We start from the raw sequence: 24,093 nt of genomic DNA, 5'->3' as shown, positions 1-24,093 counted from the left end.
CCCGCTTCAGCTTCGTGTCAGCCGCACGGATCATGGAGGGTCATCGGAAGAGGACAGGGACGAACATGCGCATCCTGCTGATCGAGGACGACACGGTTCTTGGGGCCGCTGTACGCGACCAGATCGCGGCCGACGGGCAGTCCGTGGATTGGGTCATGCGCCTCGATGCGGCCGGCGACGCTGCGAAATCCACCTCCTACGACCTTATCCTGCTCGACCTGATGCTGCCGGACGGTCGCGGGATCGCCTTCCTCAAGGGACTGCGCGCGCGCGGAGACGTGAGCCCGGTCATCATCCTGACCGCGCTCGACCAGGTGTCCGACCGCATCGAGGGGCTGAACGCGGGTGCCGACGATTATCTCGTCAAACCCTTCGATCTTGCCGAGTTATCGGCGCGGATCGGATCTGTCGCTCGGCGCTACAGCGGCAACCCGAACCCCATCGTCACCCACGGACCGCTGGAAATCGATCTCACCGCCCGCAGCGTTTATCGCGACGGCAAGCCGGTGCACCTGACCGCAAGGGAATGGGCGTTGTTCGAAGCCTTCTTGGCACGCCCTGGTCAGTTGCTGTCCAAGGCACAGCTGGAGGAGAAGCTCTACGCTTTCGACGCCGAGGTGGAGAGCAACACCATCGAGGTCCATGTGAGCCGCCTGCGCAAGAAGCTCGGGCCCTCGGTGATCGAGACAGAGCGCGGGATGGGCTACCGCTTGGGCAAGCCATGAGGTGGCCAGCCAGCCTGCAGGGCCGGCTCGGCCTGTCGCTTGGCCTTGCACTGACGGTGCTGTGGCTGCTGGCGGCGACGCTGACGGCGGTGATCGTCCAGGGCGAATTGGACGAAGTCTTCGACAGCGCGCTTCGGGAGACGGCCGAGAGGATCCTGCCGCTGGCCGTCACAGACATCGTCGGGCGGGAAGATCAGGGGATAACGCAGCGGCTTGCTCCAATACGCGAGCACGACGAGTTTTTCACCTACCTCGTCCGCGATGGCGAGGGGCGCATCCTGCTGCAGTCGCATGCGGCCGACCCCGCGCTGTTCCCGCCCTGGGACGGGCGCGGCTTTCGGCAGACCGCCACCCACCGGCTATACAGCGACGCTGCCCTTCAGGACACGATCCGGATAACCGTGGCCGAGCCGCTGGCGCACCGTGCGGCCGTCGCGCGCGAAATCCAGATGGGTTTGGGCCTGCCCCTGCTGATCGTGCTGCCGGTTGCGCTGACAGCGATTATCCTGGCCGTACGCTTCAGCCTCGATCCGCTGCGCCGGTTCCGGACGCGGCTTGAAGCACGCGGCGCCCGCGACCTGTCGGAGGTTTCGGCCGAAGGACTGCCAGCCGAGATCGGCCCGCTGGCCGAGACCCTCAACGGCCTTCTGGACAGGCTGCGCGAGGCATTCGAGGCCGAGCGCAGCTTCGCGGCCAACGCCGCGCACGAGCTCAGAACGCCGCTCGCCGGCGCCATCGCGCAGGCGCAGCGGCTTCGGTCGGAGACGCACGACCCCGCCACCGGGGCGCGCGCCGCGGAAATCGAGGCGACGCTCAAGCGCCTGACCCGGCTGTCGGAACGCCTCATGCAGCTTGCGCGGGCCGAAGGCGGGCGGCTGCGGACGGACCGGAGCGCCGACCTAAGGGCGGTCGCCCGTGTGGTGGTGGACGATCTCGGACGCGCCTTTGCGAATGACCGCATCGCGCTTGCGCTGCCAGGGACAGCCGTCATGTCCGATATCGACCCCGACGCTTTCGGTATCCTGTGCCGCAACCTCATGGAAAACGCGCTCCGTCACGGAGCCGAGAACACGACGGTCGACGTCACGTTGACCGCGGACGGGCTGCTTTCCGTCGCGAATGACGGCCCGGTCCTGCCACGCGACACTCTCGACCGCCTCACGGCGCGCTTCGAAAGGGCGAACGCGAATGCAGACGGTAGCGGGCTTGGACTCGCCATCGTCGCCGCCATTGCTGACCGGATCGGGAGCTCGCTCGTTCTGGAGTCTCCGCGTCCGGGAACATCGTCCGGTTTCCAGGCGTCGCTCAGCTTGCCAACGGAAGTCCCGGGCCCCACTGCGAGGCGCGACGCGTCGTAGGAGGCAAGTGCCGGAACATCAGCACACCCGCGCTTGCTCCCGCATCACGGCATAGCCGCTCGGCATCGCGCCTATTGCCGAAACATGCGGCGGCAGTGCCCGTTCCTCGGCCGGCTGAGCCCGGACCTCACGGCTGCTCGCTACATTAAACGGGTATCGGAGGCAGGTATTGAAGCCTCGGCGGACAGCGCCGGAGCCTCGCATGACAAAGCCCTGGCTGAAACGATCTGCAAGGCCGAGACCGTCCACCGGCGCGGCCCGTGACGCAACGTCGACACCGCGCAATACGCCGCTTTGAGTGGATCGACTGGTTCACCAATCGCCACCCGCTGGACCCCAACGGTAACATCCTGCCAGAAGGTGCCGCTGCAAACGATCACGCGGCTCTGGAAACCCGGTCGATGGCCGCATAACGTACATCAACAGGCCTCCGGTAAACACTGCGCGGCTCAGCTCGAAAAGACGGGACCTCTTCAGATGGCGACCTTGCTGAGATACGAGCGCAAGTTTGAGACCGAATTATTGAAGTTGCTCAGGCAGGATCGGGAGTGGGACTTGTTCACATCCGACGAAGCAATAAACGGCTTCAAGGAGGCACTCATCGTTTCCCAGACTCACGTCGCGTTCGAAGATAATCGTCTCAGCGGATATGTGCGGGCGCTGATCGATGAATTTGGCGTCTACATCAGCGAGCTTTATGTTGCGCCAGAACATCGAAATCGCGGCATTGGCCGCTCGTTGCTCTCGAAGACCGGCGAGGTGAACCCCCAGAAACCCGTTTATGTCTTATCCGACGAAGATCGGTACTATACGAAACTGGGATACAAACGCATCGGTTCGGTATTTCAACTGACGTGATCGGAGCGAGGCTTGCACCTCCTCCTCTGTCCTCAGTCGAGGAAGCGCCACGTCCAAACATTCTCGGATATTCCCCACCGCATGCTCTTTCAGGTATCCTGTTCATGGTGTTTTCAAAAGTGTCGATCACAGAGACGAAAAAGCACCTCTCACGTGCAAGTGCGAACGAGGACAACCACATGACAGACAACTGCCTGTTTTGCCGGATCGCTTCGGGCGCGTTGCCTGCCCACCGCCTGTACGAGGACACGCACATCCTGGCGTTTCTCGACCTGCACCCGATCCGGGCTGGTCACGCGCTCGTCATTCCCAAGGTGCACCACGTCTGGTTCGAGGATCTGCCTCAGGACCTCGCCACCAGAATCACGACCTGCGCGCAGCGTCTGGCCCGTCGGATGAAGGCGCTTTACGGTGTCGAGCGCGTGGCGATGTTCTATACTGGCATCCATGTGCCACACGCCCATGCCCATGTCGTGCCCATGCACCATGTACATGACGTGACCTCGCAGGTGTACCTGTCGGAAGGGGGCGACGCTTATGCCACCCCGCCGCAACTGCCCGCCGCCGAAATGGAAGAGATTGCCCGTCAGTTGTGCGAAGAATAGGTTTTGTTCGATCCGTCTTGCTTGCTCTGTGGGCGCACGCAATTGCAAACGTTCTTCTGCTTTTCACCGCCAACCGGACAGCCAGATGACGGATCAACCCGATGCGCCGTTCGCTGCCCCTGTTGATCGCCGATATTCTAATTGCCCGTCCCATGGTCCGTATTGACGCTGACTTGATGCTCAGGAATCGAATTAAGCGGGATTTTTGGTCTATTCACTCGAAAAGCTCGTGGCTTACATCGAATGGGAAGTTGGCATTAATTGGATCAGTGCCTTGCTTGCCATTGCGTCGAAGCGGTAGGGGTTCGTTTTGCGCTGCTGACCTGCCCCAATGAAGTGGTCCGGTTTCAGTCCTAGTGCATGACGGGTCCTGGCGCTGCGGCTGGTGTGGCCGGCGAAGCGGCTCCCGATGTCGATCTTACCCATATTGCGAACGAAGGCTATTCAAGGTCGGTCATCGACGGAGATGCGCCTGTCCGATGACCCCGAACTACGTGACCGGGCCTTGGCCGCTATTGAGCGGTCGGTGGACCGGACAGATCGCATTGTGCCGCAACTTCTGGAACTGGCTGCGGTCGAAAGGCCTGAAGAGGACAGCGAGCAGACGGATCTGACACTTATGATGCACGAAACCGTCGCTGACCTGCGGGTTTTGGCCAAGGGGCGTGAGGTCAAGTTAGAGACCGCTGCGCCCGATAGAGCCGTATGGATGCGAACCAGCCCGTTCCTGTTGCAAGCGGCTTGGCGCAACGTGATCGAAAAAGCGATCCACGCGTCGCCGCGCCGGGCGCGGGGCGCCGTGGTTTTGGATAGCACCACGTTCGTCATTCGTGATGAAGGCGGGGGCATCCCGCCCGAACTGCTGGACCGGGTGCGAACGCGATTTACCCGCGGCCTCGACAGTGGCGCCAATGGCAGCGGTCTCGGGCTGTCCATCGTGGCCAGCGCGATGCAGCCCCTGAACGGAGAAGTGAAATTCGGTCAAGGTCGGAACGGGGAGGGGGGCAGACGGTGGAACTGAAACCTACGCCATGACTGTTTTGGCCTTTTCCGATCGGGAGCAATTTTAAGTCAGGCAGTCGCTGAGGAAAACGCGACGGAACCGAATCTGGTAAAATCGCTGCCTTTAGGTGTCCTGAAACGGTGGCCCGGTTTAGGTGATTTCGGTCGATGTCATGGTTGCCCGACTATCTACTGAAACAGGTCCGAACGCCTGTAGTCCCTGACGGCCGGTTCCCAGCCCAAGAGGCTTTGCAGCCTGGTCGAAGCCATCTGGAGGTCGAGCGCGGGGCCCTCGGCCCAGTCTCCATGGGTGGCGACGGCCTCGGACACCGGCAAGACGGAGATGTCCGACCTGTTCCCGAAATGCCGGTTTATCGCCCCGGCAATATCGCCCACCCGAACGCCGGTTTCCGCGGAGACGTTGAAGTGTCCGCTCGGTTCGGGCGTTTCCGCCAGTATTCTGTAAACGGACGCCAGGTCGTCACGGTGCACCAGCGGCCAGCGTGTTTCCGGAGATCCCCAGATTTCGATCGGGGCGCCCGTCCGGGCTGCTGCGATAAAATCTTCGAACACGCCGCCTGCGTGGTGGTAAACCATGGCCGGATGTATAATGGCCGCGTTGAACCGGCTGCTCCGCAGCAGTTTATGGGCGTTCTTTACCATCCAGGCAAAGGCGGGGATCGGATTGAATGGTCGGTCTTCGGTTGCGACCGCATCGCCGGTGGCACCATAGAGCCAGCATCCCCCGGTATAAACCAACCTGACAGGCGCGGGCGCGGTTTTCAGCTCGTCCTCCATGGCGCTCAAAACCCGGTCTTCGACCTCGGCCATGTCTTCAGAGAAAGTTGCGGCCGCATGGATGATCGCATCGTGGTCGGTAAGAGACCTGGACCAACGGGCCGGGTTGCGCAGGTCGCCCCGCAGCGGAACTGCGCCTGCAGTTTCAAGCTTTGCATCAGAGGCATCGGAACGGCTCAACGCAGTCACCCGGTGCCCGTGCGCGATCAGGTCGCGGGTCACGGCGGTACCGATAGAGCCGGTTGCGCCAAGAACAAAAATTCGCGCCATGGGATGTCCTTCTGTCTGGGATGCCGGTCTGGCCCGGCGGATCAGCATGGAAAAGGTTTGCCGGGCCGTGCGGCCCGGCGAATTCACTCTGCCGCGGACAGTGTCGCGCGTTCCTCGACGGAAGCAATGTACATCCCGAGCCGTTTCAGAAGCTCTTTGTCCTGCTCCGCATCCGGGTTTCCTGTGGTCAACAGGCGGGCGCCTACGAAAATCGAATTGGCCCCTGCCAGGAAGCACAGCGCTTGCAACTCGTCGCTCATGCGGCTTCGGCCCGCTGAAAGGCGCACGACCGATGCGGGCATCAGGATGCGCGCCAATGCCACAAGCCGTACAAGTGCGAAGGGGTCGACCGGTTTGGCGCGGTCCTGCACCGGAACCCCTTCGACCGTGTTCCAAAGGTTGATCGGCACGCTGTCCGGGTGGGTGGGCAGCGTGGCCAGCGTCACCAGCATCGCGATGCGGTCTTCTTCAGCCTCGCCCATGCCAAGGATGCCGCCGCAACACACCCGGATGCCGCCCTCGCGCACATGCCCGACTGTTTCCAGCCGGTCCTGCATCGTGCGCGTCGTGGCAACCTTGCTGTAATATGCCGGCGAGGTGTCGATGTTGTGGTTGTAGAAATCCAGCCCGGCGGCCTTGAGGCGGGCAACCTGTTGTGGCGACAACATGCCGAGGGTCATACAGGTTTCGAGCCCCAGTTCGGACACACCGCGCACCATATCGCAGAGGCTGTCCATGTCGCGGTCCCTGGGGCTGCGCCACGCAGCGCCCATGCAGAACCGCTGCGCGCCTGACTGTTTCGCGCGTTTCGCCGCGGCGATCACCGCTTCGGTGGTCATCAGTTTCGTCGCCTTGACGCCGCTGTCGTAATGGGCCGATTGCGAGCAATAGCCGCAATCCTCCGGGCAGCCGCCTGTTTTGATGCTCAGCAGGCTGGCGGTTTCAATCGCGGTGGGGTCGAAATGGGCGCGATGCACGGATTGCGCGCGGGCGATCAGGTCGGGAAAGGGAAGCGCGTGGATCGCGCGCGCCTCCTCCATTGTCCAGTCGGTGCGAGCGGTGTCGTGTTTCATCGTCTTGCCGCCTTGATCTGCCGCAGGCCGGCAAGCAGCAAGCCGGCGATCACGATCTTGACCAGATCACCCATAATCAAAGGCGTGAAGCCGACGGCGAGCAGCTCCGTGGCGGGCACGAAGGTCGACAGCCAGACAAGCCCGACCGCATAGACGGTTGCCAGCCCCGCCAGCATGGCGCCTGTCTGGCCGAACCAGCCACGACCCCGTGCCAGCCATCCGATAACGCCGGCAGATATAAGATAGCCCAGAAGATAGCCGCCGGTTGGCCCGACCATATAAGCCAGACCGATGCCACGTTCCGGCGTGCCGGAAAAGACAGGCAGGCCCATTGCCCCGGCCATCAGATAGCTGCCCATTGCGGCCATGCCCAGGCGCGGACCCAGGGCCGCCGCAACTAGGAAAACCGCGAGGGTGTGCAGGGTCATCGGGACTGGCCAGAAGGGTATCTGGACCTTGGCGCCGAGGGTGATCAGCGCGGCGCCGCCGAAGACGAGGCCAAGGGTGCGCCACAGCCGAACGGACTGTGGGTTTGAAAGAACCTGCGTTGCCATGAGCGGTATCTCCAACCGTAAGATAAGACATATCTATAATCAGGACAGGATCGCTTTGGTAGCAACTTAAACTATAGATAATTATCCAAAAATTCTGTAAGTCTCTATCGGAGCGGCATTTTTTGTTGCCGACTTCCGTTTGCCTATCCAGCCGACGTGACGCGCGAGCGTGCTACAGGCAAGCTCGACATGCCCGTCGCGCAGGGCGGACAGGATGGCGCGGTGTTCGTGGTCGGTGCGGGCTTCCCAATCTCGCTGCCAAGCCGCAAAGAGAAAGCGGGCGCTGGCGGTTTGTAGCCCGTCAATGGTGCGCAGAAGGCGAGGCATCTGGCATGGGGCCAGGATCAGCTGATGAAAGTGACGGTTTGCCGCCTCCCATTCGCGTACTGTCGCGGCGGCATCCCCATGGCGCGTAACCTCTTCTGCTTCATCGAGAATTTTCCGGGTCAGGTTCGCGGCTGCATGGCGTAGCGCCAAAGCTTCGAGGCTGGAGCGCATTTCGGCGACCTCACGCAGCTCGGCCACGTCGAAATCGGTGACACGAAACCCGCGCCGCATCTGATTTTCCGCCAATCCCTGTGCCTCCAACTCCCGAAAAGCCTCTCGGACAGGAACATGGCTTGCGCCGAACTGAGTTGAGATATGGTCCTGTCGAAGGCGGGTTCCTGGCGGGATTTCCCCGGATACGATCTGGTCGGCTAAGGCTCGCGCTATCCGCGCCGCATGTGTCTCTGTTGATTTTGGGCTCATAGATTATAGATAATTATGAGGTGATGCCTTGTCGAGGAGTAAGTGTCTTCCCAGTCTTGTGGAGCTAGAGGCGTGGGAAGGGTCTTGGAAGGTCGGACTTCCGTGTTTCTTCGATGACACATATTCGCTGGCTAGCTGAACTTCGCCTGCATGTGGCTCACGGGAGCCTCGGCCATCACCCGATTTGTGCAACAGAGCCGGCCGAGTGTAAAAAAAAATCCATTGGGGCGAGGACGTGGTTCAGGAGGATATTTGCATTTACTTTTGGATTCGCCGGTTTGTGAATAATTCTATCAAAGATGAAATAGGTGGCTAAGCAGCAGCAGCGCGAGCACTTCTCGACATGCTCGCGTGTTTTGCTATTTTCAATGCGATTGCATAGACTCCTGTTTCTGCCATCCATCCAGAGATCAATAACGTGATTGTCACTCCTACACTCGCGGCATTGGCTGTTGTCATGCGCGATAAACACGTTCTGCTTGTGAAGCGAAGGAACGAGCCTGATGCCGGCCTCTGGGGGTTTCCCGGGGGGCATGTTGACCTTGGCGAAACGGCGCTTGCAGCTGCGGCTCGCGAACTACGAGAGGAGACAGGTGTCGTAGGGCTTCCCGCGCAGTATTTGACCAATGTAGATGTGATCGTTCACGATGGCGGTGGGGACGTGCGGTTCCATTTCCTTCTGACAGCAGTGCTGTGCACATATGTGAGCGGTGAACCTGTCGCGGCAGATGACGTCAGTGAAGCCGGTTGGGTTTCGGTCAGCGATGTTTTGAAGCGGCAGATCCCATGTAGTGAGCATGTGGATGACGTCTTGCGAGTAGCACAATTGTCTAATCGGTAATCAGGGAGCCAAGCCCATGCTTTGCCGCCCTCCAAGCGAAGCGCGGCAACGCGGGATGGTGCTGCCGTCTCTAAATTCGATCCGTGGCTTCGGCTGAGCGATGAACTTGGCTGTAGAGCACCAATCCGAACGTCATCAACGCCAAAACAGCAGCGGCGGCGAGGGTCATGGAGAAGGTATCGGCAACACCTGCTGCGGATTGACCGTCCCCCGCGATTGGGGCCTGGTTGGTCCAGACTCTTCCGGTTGGGTTTGGGTGTTGAGCGGGCAGCGTGGAGACCGCAAGAGTCTCAAGCGCTGGCGTCGTGGTTTTTATCAGGAACTCCGTTGGGGACAGGTATCCGAGCGCCGAATGCGGGCGCTTGGTGTTGTAGTGGCTGCGCCATCGTCCGATTTCCGCGTGCGCGTGGGTACGCGGCCCCACAGGGGCCACGGTCCCCTTCCAACTCTGTGAAACGCATCCGCTTCATGGGCCTTCCTCCGTCATCCATCCAAAGGTGGAAAATTCCAGTTCGCAATCGCCCGCATGCCGGGGGGGGGGGAGGTCACTGCCATCCTTTCGTTTGCGTGTACTGATTGATCCCGAGACGACCTCCTGATTTGGTACATGGGAATCCTATTTGGTACATTGTGCCAAATCCAGCGTCGGAATGGGCGTATTTGGTGCAGAACGAGCTGGAGCGAGACGAAGGTGAGATTATTGTAAGTGACTGATAAGAATAAAAAACAAGAATTATCAGCGGCCGCCCGCCTGTCTGTTGCGCCCATGATGGACTGGACCGACCGCCACTGCCGGTATCTCCACCGCCTGATGAGCCGCGAGGCGCTGCTTTATACCGAGATGGTGACCGCGCCTGCGGTCCTTCACGGGGATCGCGAGCGGCTTTTGGGGTTCAATCCGGCCGAGCATCCGGTGGCGCTGCAACTCGGGGGGTCGGTGCCGGTGGAGCTGGCCGAAGCGACCCGCATCGCCAGCGACTACGGCTATGACGAGATCAACCTCAATGTCGGGTGCCCCTCGGACCGGGTCCAATCGGGCGCATTCGGCGCCGTGTTGATGGAAAGCCCCGACCTTGTCGCCGAATGCGTGGCGGCGATGATCGCGGCCAGCCCTGTCGAGGTCACCGTGAAATGCCGCATCGGCGTGGACGAGCAGACGCCGGAACAGGTCTTGCCGGATTTCTTGCACAAGATCTCGGCCGCGGGGGTGACGCGTGTCACGATCCATGCGCGTAAGGCGTGGCTCAAGGGGCTCAGCCCCAAGGAAAACCGCGATATCCCGCCCCTCGATTACCCGCTGGTTCACCGGATGAAGGCCGAGTTTCCCGGTCTTCACCTGTCGATCAATGGCGGGATCGGTTCACTGGACGAAGCGCTGGAGCATCTGGCGGCGGGCATGGATGGCGTGATGATCGGGCGCGCGGCCTATCACAACCCGGCGGATATTCTCTTGCAGGCCGACGCCCGCATTTTCGGAGCGCCGCACGGTGATCGGACAGCCCTTGATGTGGCGCGGTTGATGCTGCCCTATATCGAGGATCATCTGGCCGCTGGCGGGCGCTTGCACCAGGTGACGCGCCACATGCTCGGGCTTTTCGCGGGCTGCCCCGGTGCGCGGCACTGGAAGCGGGTGTTGTCGGAGGGCGCGCATCGCGACGGTGCCGGGCCGGACCTGGTGGAGCGCGCGATGGCAGAGGTGTCTCAGCGCGCCGCATGATCTCTCTATAGCCAAAACTTATGGTCAGGGCTGCCAATAAAGTTGGACGGCCCCGGCGCGCGATGCCAGGCTGCGTGATAAGCGGGACAGGAGACAGTTCATGAAGATCGCCTTTATCGGCTTCGGCGAAGCGACCTCTGCGGTTCTCGAAGGCTGGGGCGGGTCGCTGCCCGGCGAGGTGAGTGTTTTCGACATCAAGTCGACCGACGCCCGCACGGCGGGGCAGATCGACGACCGGGGCGCACGCTTTGGCGTGCGCGTGTGCGACAGCAGCGGCGCCGCGACCCGAGACGCCGAGGTGATCTTCAGCTTCGTGACCGCCGACCAGGCGCTTGTCGCGGCCCAGACCGCCGCAAAGGAAGGCATCGCTGCCGGAACCTATTGGTTCGATTGCAATTCCTGCTCGCCCGGCACCAAGCGCAAGGCGGCGGAGGTCATCACGCAGGCCGGCGGCCGCTATGTCGACGTGGCGGTGATGGCGCCGGTTCATCCCAAGCTCAACCTCGTGCCCTTGCTGGTTTCCGGTCCGCACGCGTCTGACGCCGCACCGCTCTTGCAGGGCCTGCCCATGGCGCCGAGCGTTGTCCATGGCGAGGTCGGCGCGGCCAGTTCGATCAAGATGGTCCGTTCGGTCTTTGTCAAAGGGCTGGAGGCGATCACGGTCGAAATGATGATTGCCGCACAAACCGCGGGCTGTTTCGACGAGGTCGTCCAGAGCCTCGCAAAAAGCTATCCGCAGTTGGACCTGGAACACCTCGCGGAATACAATTTTGAAAGAACCCTGACCCATGGCGCCCGCCGCGCCGCCGAAATGATCGAAAGCGGCGCGACCTTGGATGAGCTTGGGCTGGTCGGGGATTTGCCCCGCGCGATTGCATCGGTACAGGCGGGTCAGGGCCGGGTTGGCCCCGGTGCCATTGTCGAGGGGGATCTGCCCGCCACGGTCGCGGCGGTCGCCAAGGCGCGGCGCGGCTAGAGCGCGGCAATCATGGCCTGCGTCATCTCCGCCGTCGTGGCCGAGCCGCCGAGGTCCGGAGTGCGGGTTGCCGTGTCCGACAGGCCCGCGTCCAACGCCTTGCCGATGGCGGTAGCGGCCGTTGCCAAGGCACCATCCGCGCGTCGCTGCCCCAGCCAATCGAGCAGCATCGCGGCCGATCCGATCAGCGAGGCCGGGTTCGCCACCCCCTTGCCGGCGATATCGGGGGCCGACCCATGCTGCGCCTGTGCCATGGCGTGATCCGTGCCCGCATTCAAAGAGGCGGCGAGGCCAAGGCTGCCGGACAGCTCGGCGGCCAGGTCCGACAGGATATCGCCATACATGTTCGTCGTGACGATCACGTCATAGCGTGAGGCATCGCGCACCAGATGCGCGGCCATCGCGTCCACCAGAACCTCGTCATAGCGGATCGCGGGATTGGCCTCGGCCAGCTTGCGGCATTCTTCTAGAAAAACTCCGTCGGACAGGCGCAGGACATTCGCCTTGTGCACGGCGGTCACGTGCCGGGCCGGGCGCGTGGCGGCGAGGTCGAACGCGGCCTCGGCGATGCGGCGGCAGGCCGTGCGGGTGATCTTGCGGATCGCGAGCGCCATGTCCGGGTCGGGCATGATCTCGCCCGGGCCGGCATGCATCGACCGGTCGGCGTAGAACCCTTCGGTATTCTCCCGAACGGTGATCAGATCGAAGCCAGTGCTGCTGGGATGCGGCAGGAACGGGCGGGTGGCGGCGGGCCGGATATTGGCGAACAGGTCCAGCCGCTTGCGCAGCACACCCGAGGGGTTCAACCCGCCCTCGGCGGCGGGCGGATAGTCGTTATGCGAGACCGGGCCAAGCACGATCCCGTCCGCGTTCCGCGCGGTCTCGATCGTGGCCTCGCTGATCGTCGCGCCCTGGGTCCTGAGCGCGTCGAACCCGATTACGGCGGTCTCGAATGCCAGGCCCAAGCCGAATTTATCGCTCGTGGCAGCAAGAACTTCGCGGGTGGCCGCGACGATCTCGGGCCCGATCCCGTCGCCGTCGAGCAGCAGAAGGCGCGGGCCGCTCATGCCTCTTTCCTCTGGGCATCGCGCACCAGCGACGCCATGCGGTAGAACCCGTGCACCATCTTGGAATAGGGCGTCGTCAGGAAGAAGGTCAGCACCGTGCCCAGGTGCAAGGCCAGAAGCGGTGCAACCAGCGCAGTCCCCGTCGCGGCGTAGAGGACAAGCCCGCTCAGCCCGGTTAGCCCCAGAAGCGCGACAAAGGCCATCTCACCGCCCCAGACGCGCGGGGCGCCCAGCTTTGCATCGGCCTTCAGCTTCAGACGGATCAACAGGCCCGCCCCCAGCACCAGCAGGATACCCCCCGGCACCCCCAGCAGTTTCGGCAGGCTGAAGAGCCCGTAGGGCGCTTGCATGTCGAAGACGTAATGCAGGACGGTGCCCGACGAGGTGGAGGCAAAGCACAGCATGAACCCCCAGAACACGGCCTGATGGGCGTGGCGGCGACCCTGCGAGTAGCGGTCGCCCTTCTCGAAGTTGCAGCCCTCGGCGGCCCCACCGGACAGGTTCTTCAGTTTTGCGCCGTCGATCAGGGCCTCTTTCAGATGCGGCCAGCGGATGCGCGCGCCGCCGACCTCGGCCCAGTAGCGCCGCAAGCCGATCCCGATGGCCGCCAGCGGCAGCAGAAAGGCCGGCAGGAAGATCGCCACCATCGCGCTGTGCGAGAGATAGGCATAGAACCCTTCGCCGCTTTCCGGGGTCAGGGCCGTCAACGCCCAGAACAAAGCCGCGATACCGATCACCAGCGCGGCCGACAGCGCCGCGCCGGATTGCTGGAAAACGCGTGCGAAGGCGCCGGGCCATGCGAAACGTTCCCAGCTTTCGACGCGCACCTCGGCCAGGGCCTGCGGCAGGTTCAGCGCGAATTCATGCGGCTCGGTATATTGGCAGGCGTAGTAACAGCCCCGGCAATTGTGGCAGAGGCTGGCGAGTTGCGTGATGTCGCCATCGGAAAAGGCGCGCTGCGAAAAGGCCGAAGGGAAGACGGCGCAATAGCCCTCGCAATAGCGGCAGGCATTGCAGATCTCGATCTGGCGGCGTGCTTCCTCGGTCGCGCTCAGCGTGGGGGCTTGGTCAAACATGGCACGCGGCCTCCTGTCCTGCGATGCGTCCGAAGACCGTGCCGATGGTCATGCCGAACCCGGCGAGATAGCCCTGGCCAAGGATCGAGCCCGCCATGATCTCGCCCGCGGCCCAGATATTGGCGAAGCGGCCATGCGGGCCCGACACGCGGGCCGTGTCGTCGACCTTGAGGCCGAGATAGGTGAAGGTCACGCCGGGGCGCAGCGAATAGCCGTAAAAGGGCGGCTCGGTGATGGGCCTGGCCCAGTTGGTCTTTGGCGGCTCCAACCCTTTGGTCGCCAGGCCGTCCAGCTCGGTCGGGTGGAACGCGCCCGGCTGGCAGGCGGCGTTGAAGGCATCGACCGTCTCGCGCAGCTTGTTGCCCGGCAGGCCCAGTTTTTTCGCCAGGCCCTCCAGCGTGTCGGCTTTCTCGGGCGGATAGACCGAGGGCATGAACAGCTCCAGCGACTTGGCGTCGATGATCGCGTAGGCCACCTGGTCGGGTTGCGCCGCCACAAGCCGCCCCCAGATCGCGTAACGCTTGGGCCAGACATCTTCGCCCTCGTCGTAAAAGCGGTCCCCGTCGCGGTTCACCACGACCGAGAAGGGCACGCAGTCGAGCCGCGTGACGATGCCGCCGTCAAACTTGGCCGCGCGCCCGTCGATGGCGACGGCATGGCATTGCGTCGGGTCGCCCACGCTGTCCGCGCCCTTGTCCAGCATCTGTTTCAACGGCACGCCGCGATTATAGGGGGTGCCCCGGATCAGGAAGTTCTTGGCCGACGGCCCCCAGGCCCGGGCCAGCCAATCGAGATCGGCCTGGAACCCGCCCGAGGCGAGGATCAGCCCCTTGCCTTCGATCCGCATGTCTTCACCACCGATCCTGGCGGTCACGCCCTCGAACCGGTCATCCTGCACATGGATCTGGATCACCTCGGCCTCGTAGGCGACGGTGACGCCCAGATCCTCGGCGGTGTTGTAATAGGCGTTCACCAGGGCCTTGCCGCCGCCGAGGAAGAACGCGTTGGTCCGCGACAGCGACAGGGTGCCGGACAGGGACGGCTGGAAGGCGACGCCATGCGCCTCCATCCAGGGCAGGCAGTCCTCGCTGGTGCGGATGGCAAGCCGGGCGAGGTGTTCGTCGGTCTCGCCCTTGGTCACGCGCAGAAGGTCGTCGAAATACTCCTCCTCGTCATAGGTCCCGGTCAGGACCGACAGGGGGCCGTGATGCATGCAGCGGAAGTTCCGCGTGTGGCGGGAGTTGCCGCCGCGATAGGGTTTCGGCGCGGCTTCGAGGATCAGCGGGCGCATCCCGGCCTCGGCGGCCTCGATCGCGGCGCAGAGGGCCGCGTTGCCGCCGCCCACGATCACAAGGTCCCAATGGGTCTGGTCGAGCTGGCTCACGCAGGGCCTCCCTTCCTCAGTTGGATCTGGCGCGCCTTGTGGGCGGCCTCGATATGGGCGCGCATCGCCGCTTCGGCGGCGTCCCCGTCCCGCGCACGCAGGGCCGCGATCAGGGCGGCGTGTTCGGCCACGGCGGCCTCGGCGCGGCTGCCTTCCTCCATGGTCGAGGGGCCGAGGATCAGCAGCGTCTTCTGAACCGCCTCGACCGCCCGCAGCAGGAACCGGTTGCGCGCGGCATTGCGCAGGATGTCGTGGAACTGCCGGTTCGCCTCGTAAAGCTGATCGACATCCGACAGGCTGGCGGCCATCTCGGCGTTGATCGCCTCCATCTCGTCGATCTCGGACGGGTAGGCGGCGCGGGCGGCGAAGCGGGCGGCCGTCCCCTCCAGCACGCCGCGCATCTCGTAAAGCTCGGTGATCTCGGCGTAGTCGAGCTGACGGATCACGGCGCCGACACGCGGGGTGTGCACGACCAGCCCATCGGCTTCCAGCAGGCGGATCGCCTCGCGCACGGGGGTGCGCGACGTGCCCAGCCGCGCGGCAAGCTCGGTTTCGGTCAGCCGGTCGCCGGGCGACAGCCGTCCATGCCGGATCTCCGAGAGGAGCCGGGCATAGGTGTCGTGACCCTGAGAGCTGTCCTGCGGTTGGGCGTCCTGTGCCATGTCCCTTCCTTTCATGTTCTCGATTGCATACGGCTGGATACATGCATATGCAAGAGGCAAGCAAAGAAGGTCCGACATGCCCCAACCCGACACGAAGATCCTGAAACGGCGTCTTTTGACACTGGGCATGGCGGGCGTCGGGGCTTTTGCTTTCTGGTTTTTCGGGCTGCCCCTGCCATTCCTGTTCGGGCCGATGGCGGCCTGTCTTGTCGGCGCGCTGATCGGCGCGCCGCTGAAAGGGCTGGGCCAGGTCTCGGTCGGGGCGCGCACGATCCTCGGCGTGGCGGTGGGTGCCTCGATCACGCCCGAGGTCGTCGGGCGCTTGCCGCAAATGGCGGCCTCGGTTGCGCTTATCCCGCTCTACATCACGGCCATCGGGTTGGTCGGTGTTCCGTTCTTTCGCAAGGTCTATGGTTTCGACTGGGCAACAAGCTGGTATGCCTCCATGCCGGGCGGGTTACAGGACATGGTGATTTTCGGCGCCGAGGCCGGGGGGGATGTGCGCGCGCTCTCGCTGATCCACGCGACGCGGGTGCTGATCATCGTGACGCTCGCGCCCATCATCCTGACGCAGGGGTTCGGGGTGACGCTGGACAATCCCATCGGTGCGCCTGCGGCCGAGCTTCCCCTCCACGAGATGCTCATCATGGTCGGAGCGGCTCTGCTGGGGTGGAAGGGGGGCGAGAGGATCGGCCTGTTCGGCGCGTCCATCCTCGGGCCGATGATCGTGACCGGCATCCTGTCCATGCTCGACGTCATCCATTTCCGCCCGCCCGCCGAGGCGATCCTGACGGCGCAGTTCATGATCGGCCTGGGGATCGGCGTGGGCTATGTCGGCGTCACGCTGCACGAGTTGCGGCGCGACGTGACCGCCGGGGTTGTCTTCGTGATCCTCCTGGCGGGCCTCGCGGCGGTTTTCACCGAGATCGTCGTCTTCTTCGGCCTCGCGCCGGGCGTCGAGGGCTTCCTTGCCTTCGCGCCGGGCGGGCAGGCGGAAATGACGGTTCTCGCTATTATCGTCGGCGCGGATCTGGGCTATGTCATCGTGCATCACCTGACGCGCGTGATGCTGGTGATCTCGGGCGCGCCCATCGCGGCGCGGCTGATCGGGCTGCGCGAACGACAATCAGGGACAGGGGAGGGGAAGGATCAATGACATTCACCACGCGTCCGGAATTGCAGGGCACCTTCGGCATGGTTGCGACGACGCATTGGCTGGCATCCAGCGCGGGCATGAAGATGCTGGAGGCGGGCGGCACCGCCGCCGATGCCGCGGTCGCCGCGGGCTTTGTCCTGAACGTGGTCGAGCCGCATCTGAACGGCCCCCTTGGCGATGTGCCGATCCTGGTCCGGCCTGCCGGGGCCGACACGCCGATCGTCATTTGCGGGCAGGGCGTGGCGCCCGCCGGGGCCACGATCGACCACTACCGCGCCGAGGGGTTGGAGATCATTCCCGGCTCGGGGTTGCTGTCCACCGTGACGCCGGGCGCGTTCGACGCGTGGATGGTGATGCTGCGCGACCATGGCCGCCTGCCTCTGTCCGAGGTGCTGGCCCCCGCGATCCACTATGCCGAACACGGCCACCCCATGCTGGCCGCCGTCGCGGACTCCATTGCCGGGCTGGCCGATGTCTTCCGCGAGGAATGGCCGACCTCCGCCCCGGTCTGGCTGCCCGGCGGCAAGGCGCCCAAGGCAGGCGAATTGTTCCGCAACCCCGACTGCGCCGCGATGTGGACGCGCCTCGTTGCAGAGGCCGAGGCCGCCGAGGGCGGGCGCGAGGCACAGATCGAGGCGGCGCGCCGCGCCCATGCGCAGGGCTTCGTGGCCGAGGCCATCGACACCTATCTGCAAGACGCCTGCGTGATCGACGCAACCGGCGAACGCCGCAAGGGCGTGCTGACCGGGCAGGACATGGCCGACTGGGCGGCCACCTACGAAGCGCCCCTGGCCGTCGATCACGCGGGTTGGACCGTCTGGAAATGCGGGGCCTGGACGCAAGGGCCGGTGCTGCTGCAGGTGCTCCAGATGCTGGCCGGGGATGACCTTGCCGCGATGGATCCGACCGGCCCCGAGGCGGTGCACCTGATCGCCGAGGCGCTGAAACGCGCCTTCGCCGACCGGGAGGCCTATTACGGCGATCCTGCCCTGAGCGATGTTCCCATCGACACGCTCTTGTCGGCGGACCATAACGCCGCGCACCGCGCCGACATCACCGATCAGGCCTCGCTCGACCAACGGCCCGGCGTGATCGAGGGGTACGAGGCGCTTGCCAAGGCGTTCCTCGCCCGCGCCGTCCGCGCCACGCCCGAGGCGGGCATCGGGGCAGGCGAGCCCACGATGGAGCATCTGACGAACCAGAAGGGCGACACCGTGCATATCGACGTGGTCGACCGCTGGGGCAACATGGTCTCGGCCACGCCCTCGGGCGGGTGGCTCAAGTCGAACCCGGTCATTCCCGGCCTCGGCGTGCCGCTCAACACCCGCGCGCAGATGTTCTGGCTGGACGAGGGCCTGCCCAGTTCACTGATGCCCGGCGCGCGACCGCGCACGACCCTGACGCCCTCGATGGCGCAGGGCGCGGACGGCACGGATTACGCCTTCGGCACCCCCGGCGGCGACCAGCAGGACCAGTGGCAGACGATCTTCCTTCTGCGGCTGATCCACAACGGCATGAACCTGCAAGAGGCCATCGACGGCCCGCTGTTCCACACCGCGCATCTGCAGGCGAGCTTCTACCCGCGCGGCACCAAGGCGGGGCATTTGCTGGTCGAGCCGGCCTTCCCCGAGGCGACGATCGAAGGCCTGCGCGCCCTGGGTCACAGGCTGGAGGTTTCGGCCCCTTGGGCGGCCGGGCGCTTGTGCGCCGTGGCCCGCCGCCCCGATGGCGTGGTCAAGGGCGCGGCGACCCCGCGGCTGATGCAGGCCTATGCCGTGGGGCGCTGAGGCGTCAGCGGCAGGGTGATGTCCACCGTCAGCCCGCGCTCGGTCGGGGGCAGGGCCAGCCTGCCACCATGCCGTTCGGCCACGGCCTCGGCGATGGACAGCCCAAGCCCCGTGCCATCCCCGGCCTCGGCCTGACCGAACCGGGCCAAAACCGCCGCATGCTGGGATCGCGGCACGCCGCGCCCATCGTCGCGCACCGAGAGCGTCACGCGCCCGCGCGTCGTGGTGGCGGACACGTCGACACGGCTGAGGCCCGCGCCGCCGTGCTTGAGCGCGTTGTCGATCAGGTTGGTCAGGGCCTCGCCCAACAAGACGCGGTCGGCGGGGATGGGCGGCAGATCCTCGGGCAGATCGCACCCAAGCGACACACCAAGGCGCGCGGCCTCGGCCTCGTGCGGGCGGAATACCGTCTGCACAAGATTGGGCAGGGAGACGTCGTCGAGATCCAGCGGGGCGGCATCCGATTGCACGCGTTCCAGCGTCAGAAGGCGGTTGGCCAGATCGCTGGCGTGTTGCGCCGACAGGACGAGGTCCTCGGCGCGTTCACGGGCGCGTTCACCATCGGGGGCCGACCGCACGGCCTCGGCCATCGCCAGCATCCCGGCAATCGGGTTTCGCAACTGGTGCGCGGCGTTGGAAATCAGGGTGCGTTGGGCCTCCATGGCGTGCGTCACCTGCCCGAACAGGGCATTCAGGCGTCGGACAAGGCCCTGCACCTCTTCCGGCACGGCGCGTTGGATGGGGCTGAGGTCATCCAGCCCGCGCCGCGAAATCGCGTCTTCCAGATCGACCAGCGGCCGCAAGCCGATCACCACGCCGAACCAGACCACCAGCGCCAGCGCCCCGAGGATCAGGCCAAGGATCACGATGGTGCCCCAGATCAACTGGGCCTGGAACGCGTCGCGCACCGCTACCTCCTGCCAGACCGTGTAGGTATAGGTCCCCGAGATCCCGTCCAGCGTGGCAAGGTCCGCGAGGCGCAGCCCCCGCACGGGGCTTCCGTTATCAACGGAGTCGAAATACTGGATCCCGTCGGCCGGCCTGATCTCGCTATGCGGGACCGGCGGGCTGGCATATCCGGTCACATAGACCCCGTCGGGCGCATAGACGTGGTAAAACACCGGCCCGCCCGAGGTGTCGGACAGCAGGTCGCGCGTTTCGATGGAAATCGCGTCGCCGCCCGAGCGCGCCACATCGCCCACGATGGCCAGCGCCGTTGTCAGAAGCGAGCGGTCGAACACATCCTTGGCCGTCTGGCGCGACTGCTCGATCTGCCAGATGCCAATCGCGGCGCCGAGCGCCATGAGGGGCAACAGGATGATGAGCGTCAGGCGCAGACGCAGCGACCGGCTTTTCATGGGGTCGCCGTATCCTCGACCAGCCCGATGGCATAGCCCAGCCCGCGACGCACCCGGATCGTCACGCCATGGGGTTTCAGCCGCTTCCGCAGCCGCGAGATATGGACCTCGATCGCGCTTTCCTCAACATCCGCGCCGGTCCCGTAGACGTGGTCGAGCAGGTCATTTTTCGGCACGATCCGCCCTTCGGCCAGCAACAGCGATTCTAGCACACTGATCTCGCGGCGGGGCAGGGCATGGATCTCGCCCGCGATCGCCACCTCCCGCCCGTCGAGATCCAGGCTGAGGGGGCCAAGGCGCAGGGCGGGGCGGTGGTTGCGATCCAACCGCCGCGAGAGCGCCCGCACCCGGGCCTCCAGCTCGGCCATGGCGAAGGGTTTGACGAGGTAATCGTCCGCGCCCGCGTCCAGCCCCTCGACCCGGTCATGGGTTTCCGACCGCGCGGTCAGCAGCAGAACCGGTCGCCCATCGCCGCGCGCGCGCATCGCGCGCAGGATCGAAAGCCCGTCCATGCGGGGCAGGTTGATATCCAGAATCACCAACTCTCCGCCACCGCCGCGCAGGAACTCATCCGCCGCCAAACCGTCGGAAATCACGTCGATTGCATGACCTAAATCCTGCAACCTGTAGGTGATCCCCTTCGCAAGGCTTTGATTGTCTTCAATAAGTACGATCCGCATGGGTGGCAGTTTCCTTAACGCGGCGAAAGCTTCGCGCAAGGTTGGCAGGTCAGGGTTCCCGCATCAAGCCGGGTTTGACGGTAGCGGGCGTTCGTCCCGATGCCGCTGGAGGGAGCCCCCGGCTGTAACTGGGAGGACTACTGAATGACTATTTCCACCACGCGCCGGATCGCCGGCGCGGTGGCCATGCTGGCCGCCAGCACCGCGATGACGGGCACCGCCTTTGCCGAGGCCCATGGCGGTGTCAGCTTCGAAGGCGAGACCGTTGAATTCGTGATCCCGTTCTCGGAGTCGGGCGGGTCGGCCCGTTGGGCGAATTTCTTTGCGCCGCTTCTGAGCGAAGCCCTGCCGGGCAACCCGACGGTGGTCGTGCGCTACCGTCCGGGTGCGGGCTCGACCAGCGGCGCCAACTGGTTCCAGGAACAGACCACCGATGACGGCACGCTGATCTTCGGCACCTCGGGCTCGACGCAGTTCCCCTACCTGCTGGGCGATCCGCGCGTGCGCTACGAGTACAACGACTGGCAGGTCGTACTCGTCTCGGGCACCGGCGGCGTGGCCTACCTGCCCGACGAACTGGCCGGCCTGATGGACGGGCTGGATGCCACCGGTCTGCAGGACACCGACTTTATCTGGGGCAGCCAGGGGGCGACCCGCCTCGACCTCGTGGCCAACCTGGCCTGGGAAATGCTGGGCATGAATGTCGAGCCCGTCTTCGGGATCGAGGGCCGCGGCGACGGGCGCCTGATGTTCGAGCGCGGCGAGGCCAATATCGACTACCAGACCTCGTCGGCCTACCTGCGGTCCGTGATGCCGATGGTCGAGGCCGGCATGGCCGTGCCGATGATGACCTGGGGCGCGCTGGATGACGATGGCAACATCGTCCGCGATCCGACCTTCCCCGACATCCCGACCTTCGCCGAGGTCTGCGAGGCGACGCCGGCTTGCGAAACCGAAGGCCCCGCATGGGATGCCTGGGTGGCGTTCTTCACCGCCGGTTTCCCGGCTCAGAAGATGATCTTCCTGCCCGGCAGCACGGATCAGGCCATCGTCGATGCCTATACCGATGCGCTGAACGAGATCATCGCGCGTCCGGATTTCGCGGAAATGGCGGAAACCACGCTCGGCGATTATCCGCAGATGACGGGTGCGGCGGCGCAGGCGGCCTTCCGCCTTGGCACGCAGGTTGATGACAGCGCCCGCGAGTTCGTCATCAACTGGCTCGAGGAAAGCTACGGCGTCACCCTCGACTGACGTGTTTTTCCCTTCCGGCCCGCGCGACCATCGCGCGGGCCGACCTTCTTTCGGTGGGACGGGCCTGCGTGCCCTGCCAACCTGCTGACCCCCGGGTCGACCCTGATCAAGGATGTTCGTGATGGAGCTGCTCGCCACGGCGGGACCGGCGCTGAGTGATGCGCTTGTTCTGATCTTCCAACCGCAACAATTGGCGTTCCTCGTGCTGGGCGTTCTGCTGGGCCTGTCCGTGGGCGTGTTTCCCGGCCTTGGCGGCATCGCGGGCCTCAGCCTTGTGCTGCCCTTCATCTTCGGGATGGACCCGGTCTCTGGCCTTGCGCTGATGGTCGGCTTGATCGCGGTGGTGCCGACATCAGACACCTTTGCGAGTGTGCTGCTCGGCATCCCCGGATCGACGGCGAGCCAGGCGACGGTGCTGGACGGCTTTCCCTTGTCGAAAAAGGGCGAGGCGGCCCGTGCGCTGTCGGCGGCGTTCATATCCTCGCTCTTCGGCGGCATCCTCGGGGCGATCGTCCTGACCGCCTTCATCCTGATCGCGCGGCCCCTGATCCTCGCCTTCGAAATCCCGGCGATGCTTGCCGTGACGCTTCTGGGGCTGTCGATGGTGGCCATCCTCGCCGGGCGCATCCCGCTGAAAGGGATCGTCGCCGCGGGCCTTGGCCTGATGCTCGGCACGGTGGGCGAGGCCGGGGCGGGCGGGTCGCTGCGCATGGCCTCCTACGATATTCCCTACCTCCTCGACGGGTTCAGCCTGGTGATCGTGGGCCTTGGCATCTTTGCCATCCCCGAGATCGTGGCCCTGTTGCGCCAGGACCGCGCCATCTCGGAGTCGGGGGACCTCGGCAAGGGCTGGCTGCATGGCATCCGCGATTGGTGGGCCAACAAGTGGCTGTCGGTCCGGTGCTCGGCCATCGGCGTGCTGGTGGGCGTGATCCCGGGCCTCGGCGGTTCGGTCGTCGACTGGATCGCCTATGGCTTCACCGTGCAATCCTCCAAGGACAAGTCGCAATTCGGCAAGGGCGACATCCGCGGCGTCGTCGGCCCCGAAAGCTCGAACAACGCCAAGGAGGGCGGGGGCCTCGTGCCGACGCTGATCTTCGGCATTCCCGGTTCGGGATCCATGGCGGTGTTTCTCGGCGGCATCGCGCTTCTGGGGTACGATCCCGGCCCGCACATGGTGCGCCACAATCTCGATATCACCTATACGATCGTCTGGTCGCTGGCCCTCGCGAACGTCGTGGGCGCGGGCCTGTGCATCCTGCTGTCCAACCAGATCGCCAAGCTGACGACGATCCGCTTCACGCTGGTCGCGCCGTTCCTGTTCATGATCATCGCCTTCGCGGCCTTCCAGTCGCGCCAGTCCCTCGGGGACCTGGTGGCGCTGATGGGCATCGGCATGCTGGGCATCCTGCTGCGCCGGTTCGAGTTCTCGCGCCCGGCCTTCCTGATCGGCTTCGTGCTGTCGCACCAGGCCGAGGCCTTCGCCAACCAGGTCTACCAGATCGCCGGCGCGCGCCTGCGCTCTTCGGGGATGGAGGGGATGCTGGACTACATTGCCTCGCCCCTGGTCCTGTCGATCCTCGCCCTGACCGCGGTTTCGATCTTCATCGGCATCAAGCAGGGCAAGCACGTGTTGGGCAATGACCAGCCTCCCACCGGTGCAAAACGCGCCCCGGTGATCTTCCTGGCGGCGCTGACGGTCTATGTCGCGGTCGCGCTCTGGGACGCGTTCACGATCCGCTACACCGGCGACAAGGTGTTCCCGCTGACGGTCGGCACCATAACGTTGATCGGTGCGCTTCTGCTGCTCTTGCAGATGCGCCGGGCGCCCGAAACCCATGCGCTCTTTGCCGATAACGAGCAGGGCGGCGAGGATGGCTCGGCCCCGCATGGCCTATGGGCCACGCTTGGCTGGTTCGCGATGCTGCTCGGGCTCTCGGCGCTTTTCGGCTTCATCATCGCGCTGGCGATCTTCCTTCTGACCTTCCTGCGCATTCGGGCGCGCATCGGCTGGGGCCAGACCCTGATCCTGACCGGGGCCGGGATCGCCCTGATGCTGATCCTTGCAGGCACGCTTGGCCGCGATTTCCCGGCTGGCCTGTTGCAGGAATTCTTCGATCTCCCCTGGCCCTTCACCTGAGG

Annotated in this window: 24 protein-coding genes; 12 read left to right on the top strand and 12 right to left on the bottom strand. The window is 64.7% G+C overall.

Annotation, left to right across the window (positions count from 1 at the left end; translation table 11 throughout):
* Positions 1-65: 65 nt before the first annotated feature.
* The 4 genes from ABD923_RS06335 to ABD923_RS06320 all read left to right on the top strand — a co-directional run bounded on the left by ABD923_RS06335 (position 66) and on the right by ABD923_RS06320 (position 3,546).
* The gene (locus ABD923_RS06335; RefSeq protein WP_259546060.1) at positions 66-725 is read left to right on the top strand and encodes a response regulator transcription factor; all 660 of its coding nucleotides are present in this window, start codon (positions 66-68) and stop codon (positions 723-725) included.
* A complete protein-coding gene (locus ABD923_RS06330) occupies positions 722-2,083 on the top strand; it encodes an ATP-binding protein (protein WP_259546061.1) in 1,362 nt (453 codons plus the stop codon). Before ABD923_RS06335 ends, ABD923_RS06330 begins: the two co-directional genes overlap by 4 nt.
* Before the next feature lie 477 nt (positions 2,084-2,560).
* Positions 2,561-2,941, top strand: a complete 381-nt coding sequence (locus ABD923_RS06325) for a GNAT family N-acetyltransferase (RefSeq protein ID WP_259546062.1) — start codon at positions 2,561-2,563, stop codon at positions 2,939-2,941.
* A 179-nt stretch (positions 2,942-3,120) separates the two neighbouring features.
* A complete protein-coding gene (locus ABD923_RS06320) occupies positions 3,121-3,546 on the top strand; it encodes an HIT family protein (protein WP_259546063.1) in 426 nt (141 codons plus the stop codon).
* Between the two features lie 234 nt (positions 3,547-3,780).
* On the opposite strand, the gene ABD923_RS06315 is transcribed toward ABD923_RS06320, so the two are convergent.
* The gene (locus tag ABD923_RS06315) at positions 3,781-3,972 is read right to left on the bottom strand and encodes a hypothetical protein (RefSeq protein WP_259546064.1); all 192 of its coding nucleotides are present in this window, start codon (positions 3,970-3,972) and stop codon (positions 3,781-3,783) included.
* Between the two features lie 40 nt (positions 3,973-4,012).
* On the opposite strand from ABD923_RS06315, the gene ABD923_RS06310 reads away from it, so the two are divergent.
* Positions 4,013-4,567 carry a sensor histidine kinase gene (locus ABD923_RS06310; RefSeq protein WP_259546065.1) on the top strand — a complete coding sequence of 185 codons (555 nt, stop codon included), beginning with the start codon at positions 4,013-4,015 and terminating at the stop codon, positions 4,565-4,567.
* A 170-nt stretch (positions 4,568-4,737) separates the two neighbouring features.
* Here ABD923_RS06310 and ABD923_RS06305 read toward each other — a convergent pair whose 3' ends face one another.
* The 4 genes from ABD923_RS06305 to ABD923_RS06290 all read right to left on the bottom strand — a co-directional run bounded on the left by ABD923_RS06305 (position 4,738) and on the right by ABD923_RS06290 (position 7,993).
* Entirely contained in the window at positions 4,738-5,616 is an 879-nt protein-coding gene (locus ABD923_RS06305; protein ID WP_259546066.1) for an NAD-dependent epimerase/dehydratase family protein, read from the bottom strand.
* A gap of 83 nt (positions 5,617-5,699) precedes the next feature.
* The gene (gene bioB, locus ABD923_RS06300; RefSeq protein WP_259546067.1) at positions 5,700-6,689 is read right to left on the bottom strand and encodes a biotin synthase BioB; all 990 of its coding nucleotides are present in this window, start codon (positions 6,687-6,689) and stop codon (positions 5,700-5,702) included.
* A complete protein-coding gene (locus ABD923_RS06295) occupies positions 6,686-7,243 on the bottom strand; it encodes a biotin transporter BioY (protein ID WP_259546068.1) in 558 nt (185 codons plus the stop codon). Before ABD923_RS06295 ends, bioB begins: the two co-directional genes overlap by 4 nt.
* Positions 7,244-7,324: 81 nt before the next feature.
* Entirely contained in the window at positions 7,325-7,993 is a 669-nt protein-coding gene (locus tag ABD923_RS06290; RefSeq protein WP_259546069.1) for a GntR family transcriptional regulator, read from the bottom strand.
* Between the two features lie 418 nt (positions 7,994-8,411).
* Between ABD923_RS06290 and ABD923_RS06285 the strand changes: the two genes are divergently transcribed.
* Positions 8,412-8,834, top strand: a complete 423-nt coding sequence (locus ABD923_RS06285) for an NUDIX hydrolase (protein WP_259546070.1) — start codon at positions 8,412-8,414, stop codon at positions 8,832-8,834.
* A gap of 70 nt (positions 8,835-8,904) precedes the next feature.
* Here the strand turns inward: ABD923_RS06285 and ABD923_RS19125 are convergent, their stop codons facing one another.
* The gene (locus ABD923_RS19125; protein ID WP_425584019.1) at positions 8,905-9,258 is read right to left on the bottom strand and encodes an integrase core domain-containing protein; all 354 of its coding nucleotides are present in this window, start codon (positions 9,256-9,258) and stop codon (positions 8,905-8,907) included.
* Between the two features lie 282 nt (positions 9,259-9,540).
* Here ABD923_RS19125 and dusA point away from each other — a divergent pair, with 282 nt between their 5' ends.
* Positions 9,541-10,551, top strand: a complete 1,011-nt coding sequence (gene dusA, locus ABD923_RS06280; protein WP_259546071.1) for a tRNA dihydrouridine(20/20a) synthase DusA — start codon at positions 9,541-9,543, stop codon at positions 10,549-10,551.
* Positions 10,552-10,651: 100 nt separating this feature from the next.
* Positions 10,652-11,527, top strand: a complete 876-nt coding sequence (locus tag ABD923_RS06275; protein WP_259546072.1) for an NAD(P)-dependent oxidoreductase — start codon at positions 10,652-10,654, stop codon at positions 11,525-11,527.
* Here ABD923_RS06275 and ABD923_RS06270 read toward each other — a convergent pair.
* Genes ABD923_RS06270 through ABD923_RS06255 form a run of 4 tightly spaced genes read right to left on the bottom strand, consistent with a single transcriptional unit; the run spans position 11,524 to position 15,716 of the window.
* Positions 11,524-12,594, bottom strand: coding sequence for an isocitrate/isopropylmalate dehydrogenase family protein (locus ABD923_RS06270; RefSeq protein WP_259546073.1), 1,071 nt, complete (start codon positions 12,592-12,594; stop codon positions 11,524-11,526). The genes ABD923_RS06275 and ABD923_RS06270 overlap by 4 nt on opposite strands.
* A complete protein-coding gene (gene tcuB, locus ABD923_RS06265; RefSeq protein ID WP_259546074.1) occupies positions 12,591-13,670 on the bottom strand; it encodes a tricarballylate utilization 4Fe-4S protein TcuB in 1,080 nt (359 codons plus the stop codon). The genes ABD923_RS06270 and tcuB overlap by 4 nt, the downstream gene beginning before the upstream one ends.
* Entirely contained in the window at positions 13,663-15,054 is a 1,392-nt protein-coding gene (gene tcuA, locus ABD923_RS06260) for an FAD-dependent tricarballylate dehydrogenase TcuA (RefSeq protein ID WP_259546076.1), read from the bottom strand. The genes tcuB and tcuA overlap by 8 nt, the downstream gene beginning before the upstream one ends.
* On the bottom strand, positions 15,051-15,716 hold the full coding sequence (locus tag ABD923_RS06255; RefSeq protein ID WP_259546077.1) for a GntR family transcriptional regulator: 666 nt from the start codon (positions 15,714-15,716) through the stop codon (positions 15,051-15,053). The genes tcuA and ABD923_RS06255 overlap by 4 nt, the downstream gene beginning before the upstream one ends.
* A gap of 76 nt (positions 15,717-15,792) precedes the next feature.
* Between ABD923_RS06255 and ABD923_RS06250 the strand changes: the two genes are divergently transcribed.
* Together ABD923_RS06250 and ABD923_RS06245 are read left to right on the top strand one after the other, a co-directional pair.
* The gene (locus ABD923_RS06250) at positions 15,793-16,872 is read left to right on the top strand and encodes an AbrB family transcriptional regulator (protein ID WP_259546078.1); all 1,080 of its coding nucleotides are present in this window, start codon (positions 15,793-15,795) and stop codon (positions 16,870-16,872) included.
* A complete protein-coding gene (locus ABD923_RS06245; protein ID WP_259546079.1) occupies positions 16,869-18,659 on the top strand; it encodes a gamma-glutamyltransferase family protein in 1,791 nt (596 codons plus the stop codon). Before ABD923_RS06250 ends, ABD923_RS06245 begins: the two co-directional genes overlap by 4 nt.
* Here the strand turns inward: ABD923_RS06245 and ABD923_RS06240 are convergent.
* Together ABD923_RS06240 and ABD923_RS06235 are read right to left on the bottom strand one after the other, a co-directional pair.
* The gene (locus ABD923_RS06240; protein ID WP_259546080.1) at positions 18,641-20,017 is read right to left on the bottom strand and encodes a sensor histidine kinase; all 1,377 of its coding nucleotides are present in this window, start codon (positions 20,015-20,017) and stop codon (positions 18,641-18,643) included. The genes ABD923_RS06245 and ABD923_RS06240 overlap by 19 nt on opposite strands.
* On the bottom strand, positions 20,014-20,697 hold the full coding sequence (locus ABD923_RS06235; protein ID WP_259546082.1) for a response regulator transcription factor: 684 nt from the start codon (positions 20,695-20,697) through the stop codon (positions 20,014-20,016). The genes ABD923_RS06240 and ABD923_RS06235 overlap by 4 nt, the downstream gene beginning before the upstream one ends.
* Positions 20,698-20,841: 144 nt before the next feature.
* Here ABD923_RS06235 and ABD923_RS06230 point away from each other — a divergent pair, with 144 nt between their 5' ends.
* Both ABD923_RS06230 and ABD923_RS06225 read left to right on the top strand, forming a co-directional pair.
* The gene (locus ABD923_RS06230; protein ID WP_259546084.1) at positions 20,842-21,951 is read left to right on the top strand and encodes a tripartite tricarboxylate transporter substrate-binding protein; all 1,110 of its coding nucleotides are present in this window, start codon (positions 20,842-20,844) and stop codon (positions 21,949-21,951) included.
* A gap of 121 nt (positions 21,952-22,072) precedes the next feature.
* The gene (locus ABD923_RS06225) at positions 22,073-24,091 is read left to right on the top strand and encodes a tripartite tricarboxylate transporter permease (protein WP_259546086.1); all 2,019 of its coding nucleotides are present in this window, start codon (positions 22,073-22,075) and stop codon (positions 24,089-24,091) included.
* Positions 24,092-24,093: the final 2 nt, after the last annotated feature.

Source organism: [Roseibacterium] beibuensis (assembly GCF_039542305.1).
In the GTDB taxonomy this organism is placed as follows: Bacteria; Pseudomonadota; Alphaproteobacteria; order Rhodobacterales; family Rhodobacteraceae; genus Roseibacterium; species Roseibacterium beibuensis.
Note: the sequence above shows the minus strand (reverse complement) of the source record. Positions and strands in the feature narration are given on the sequence as shown.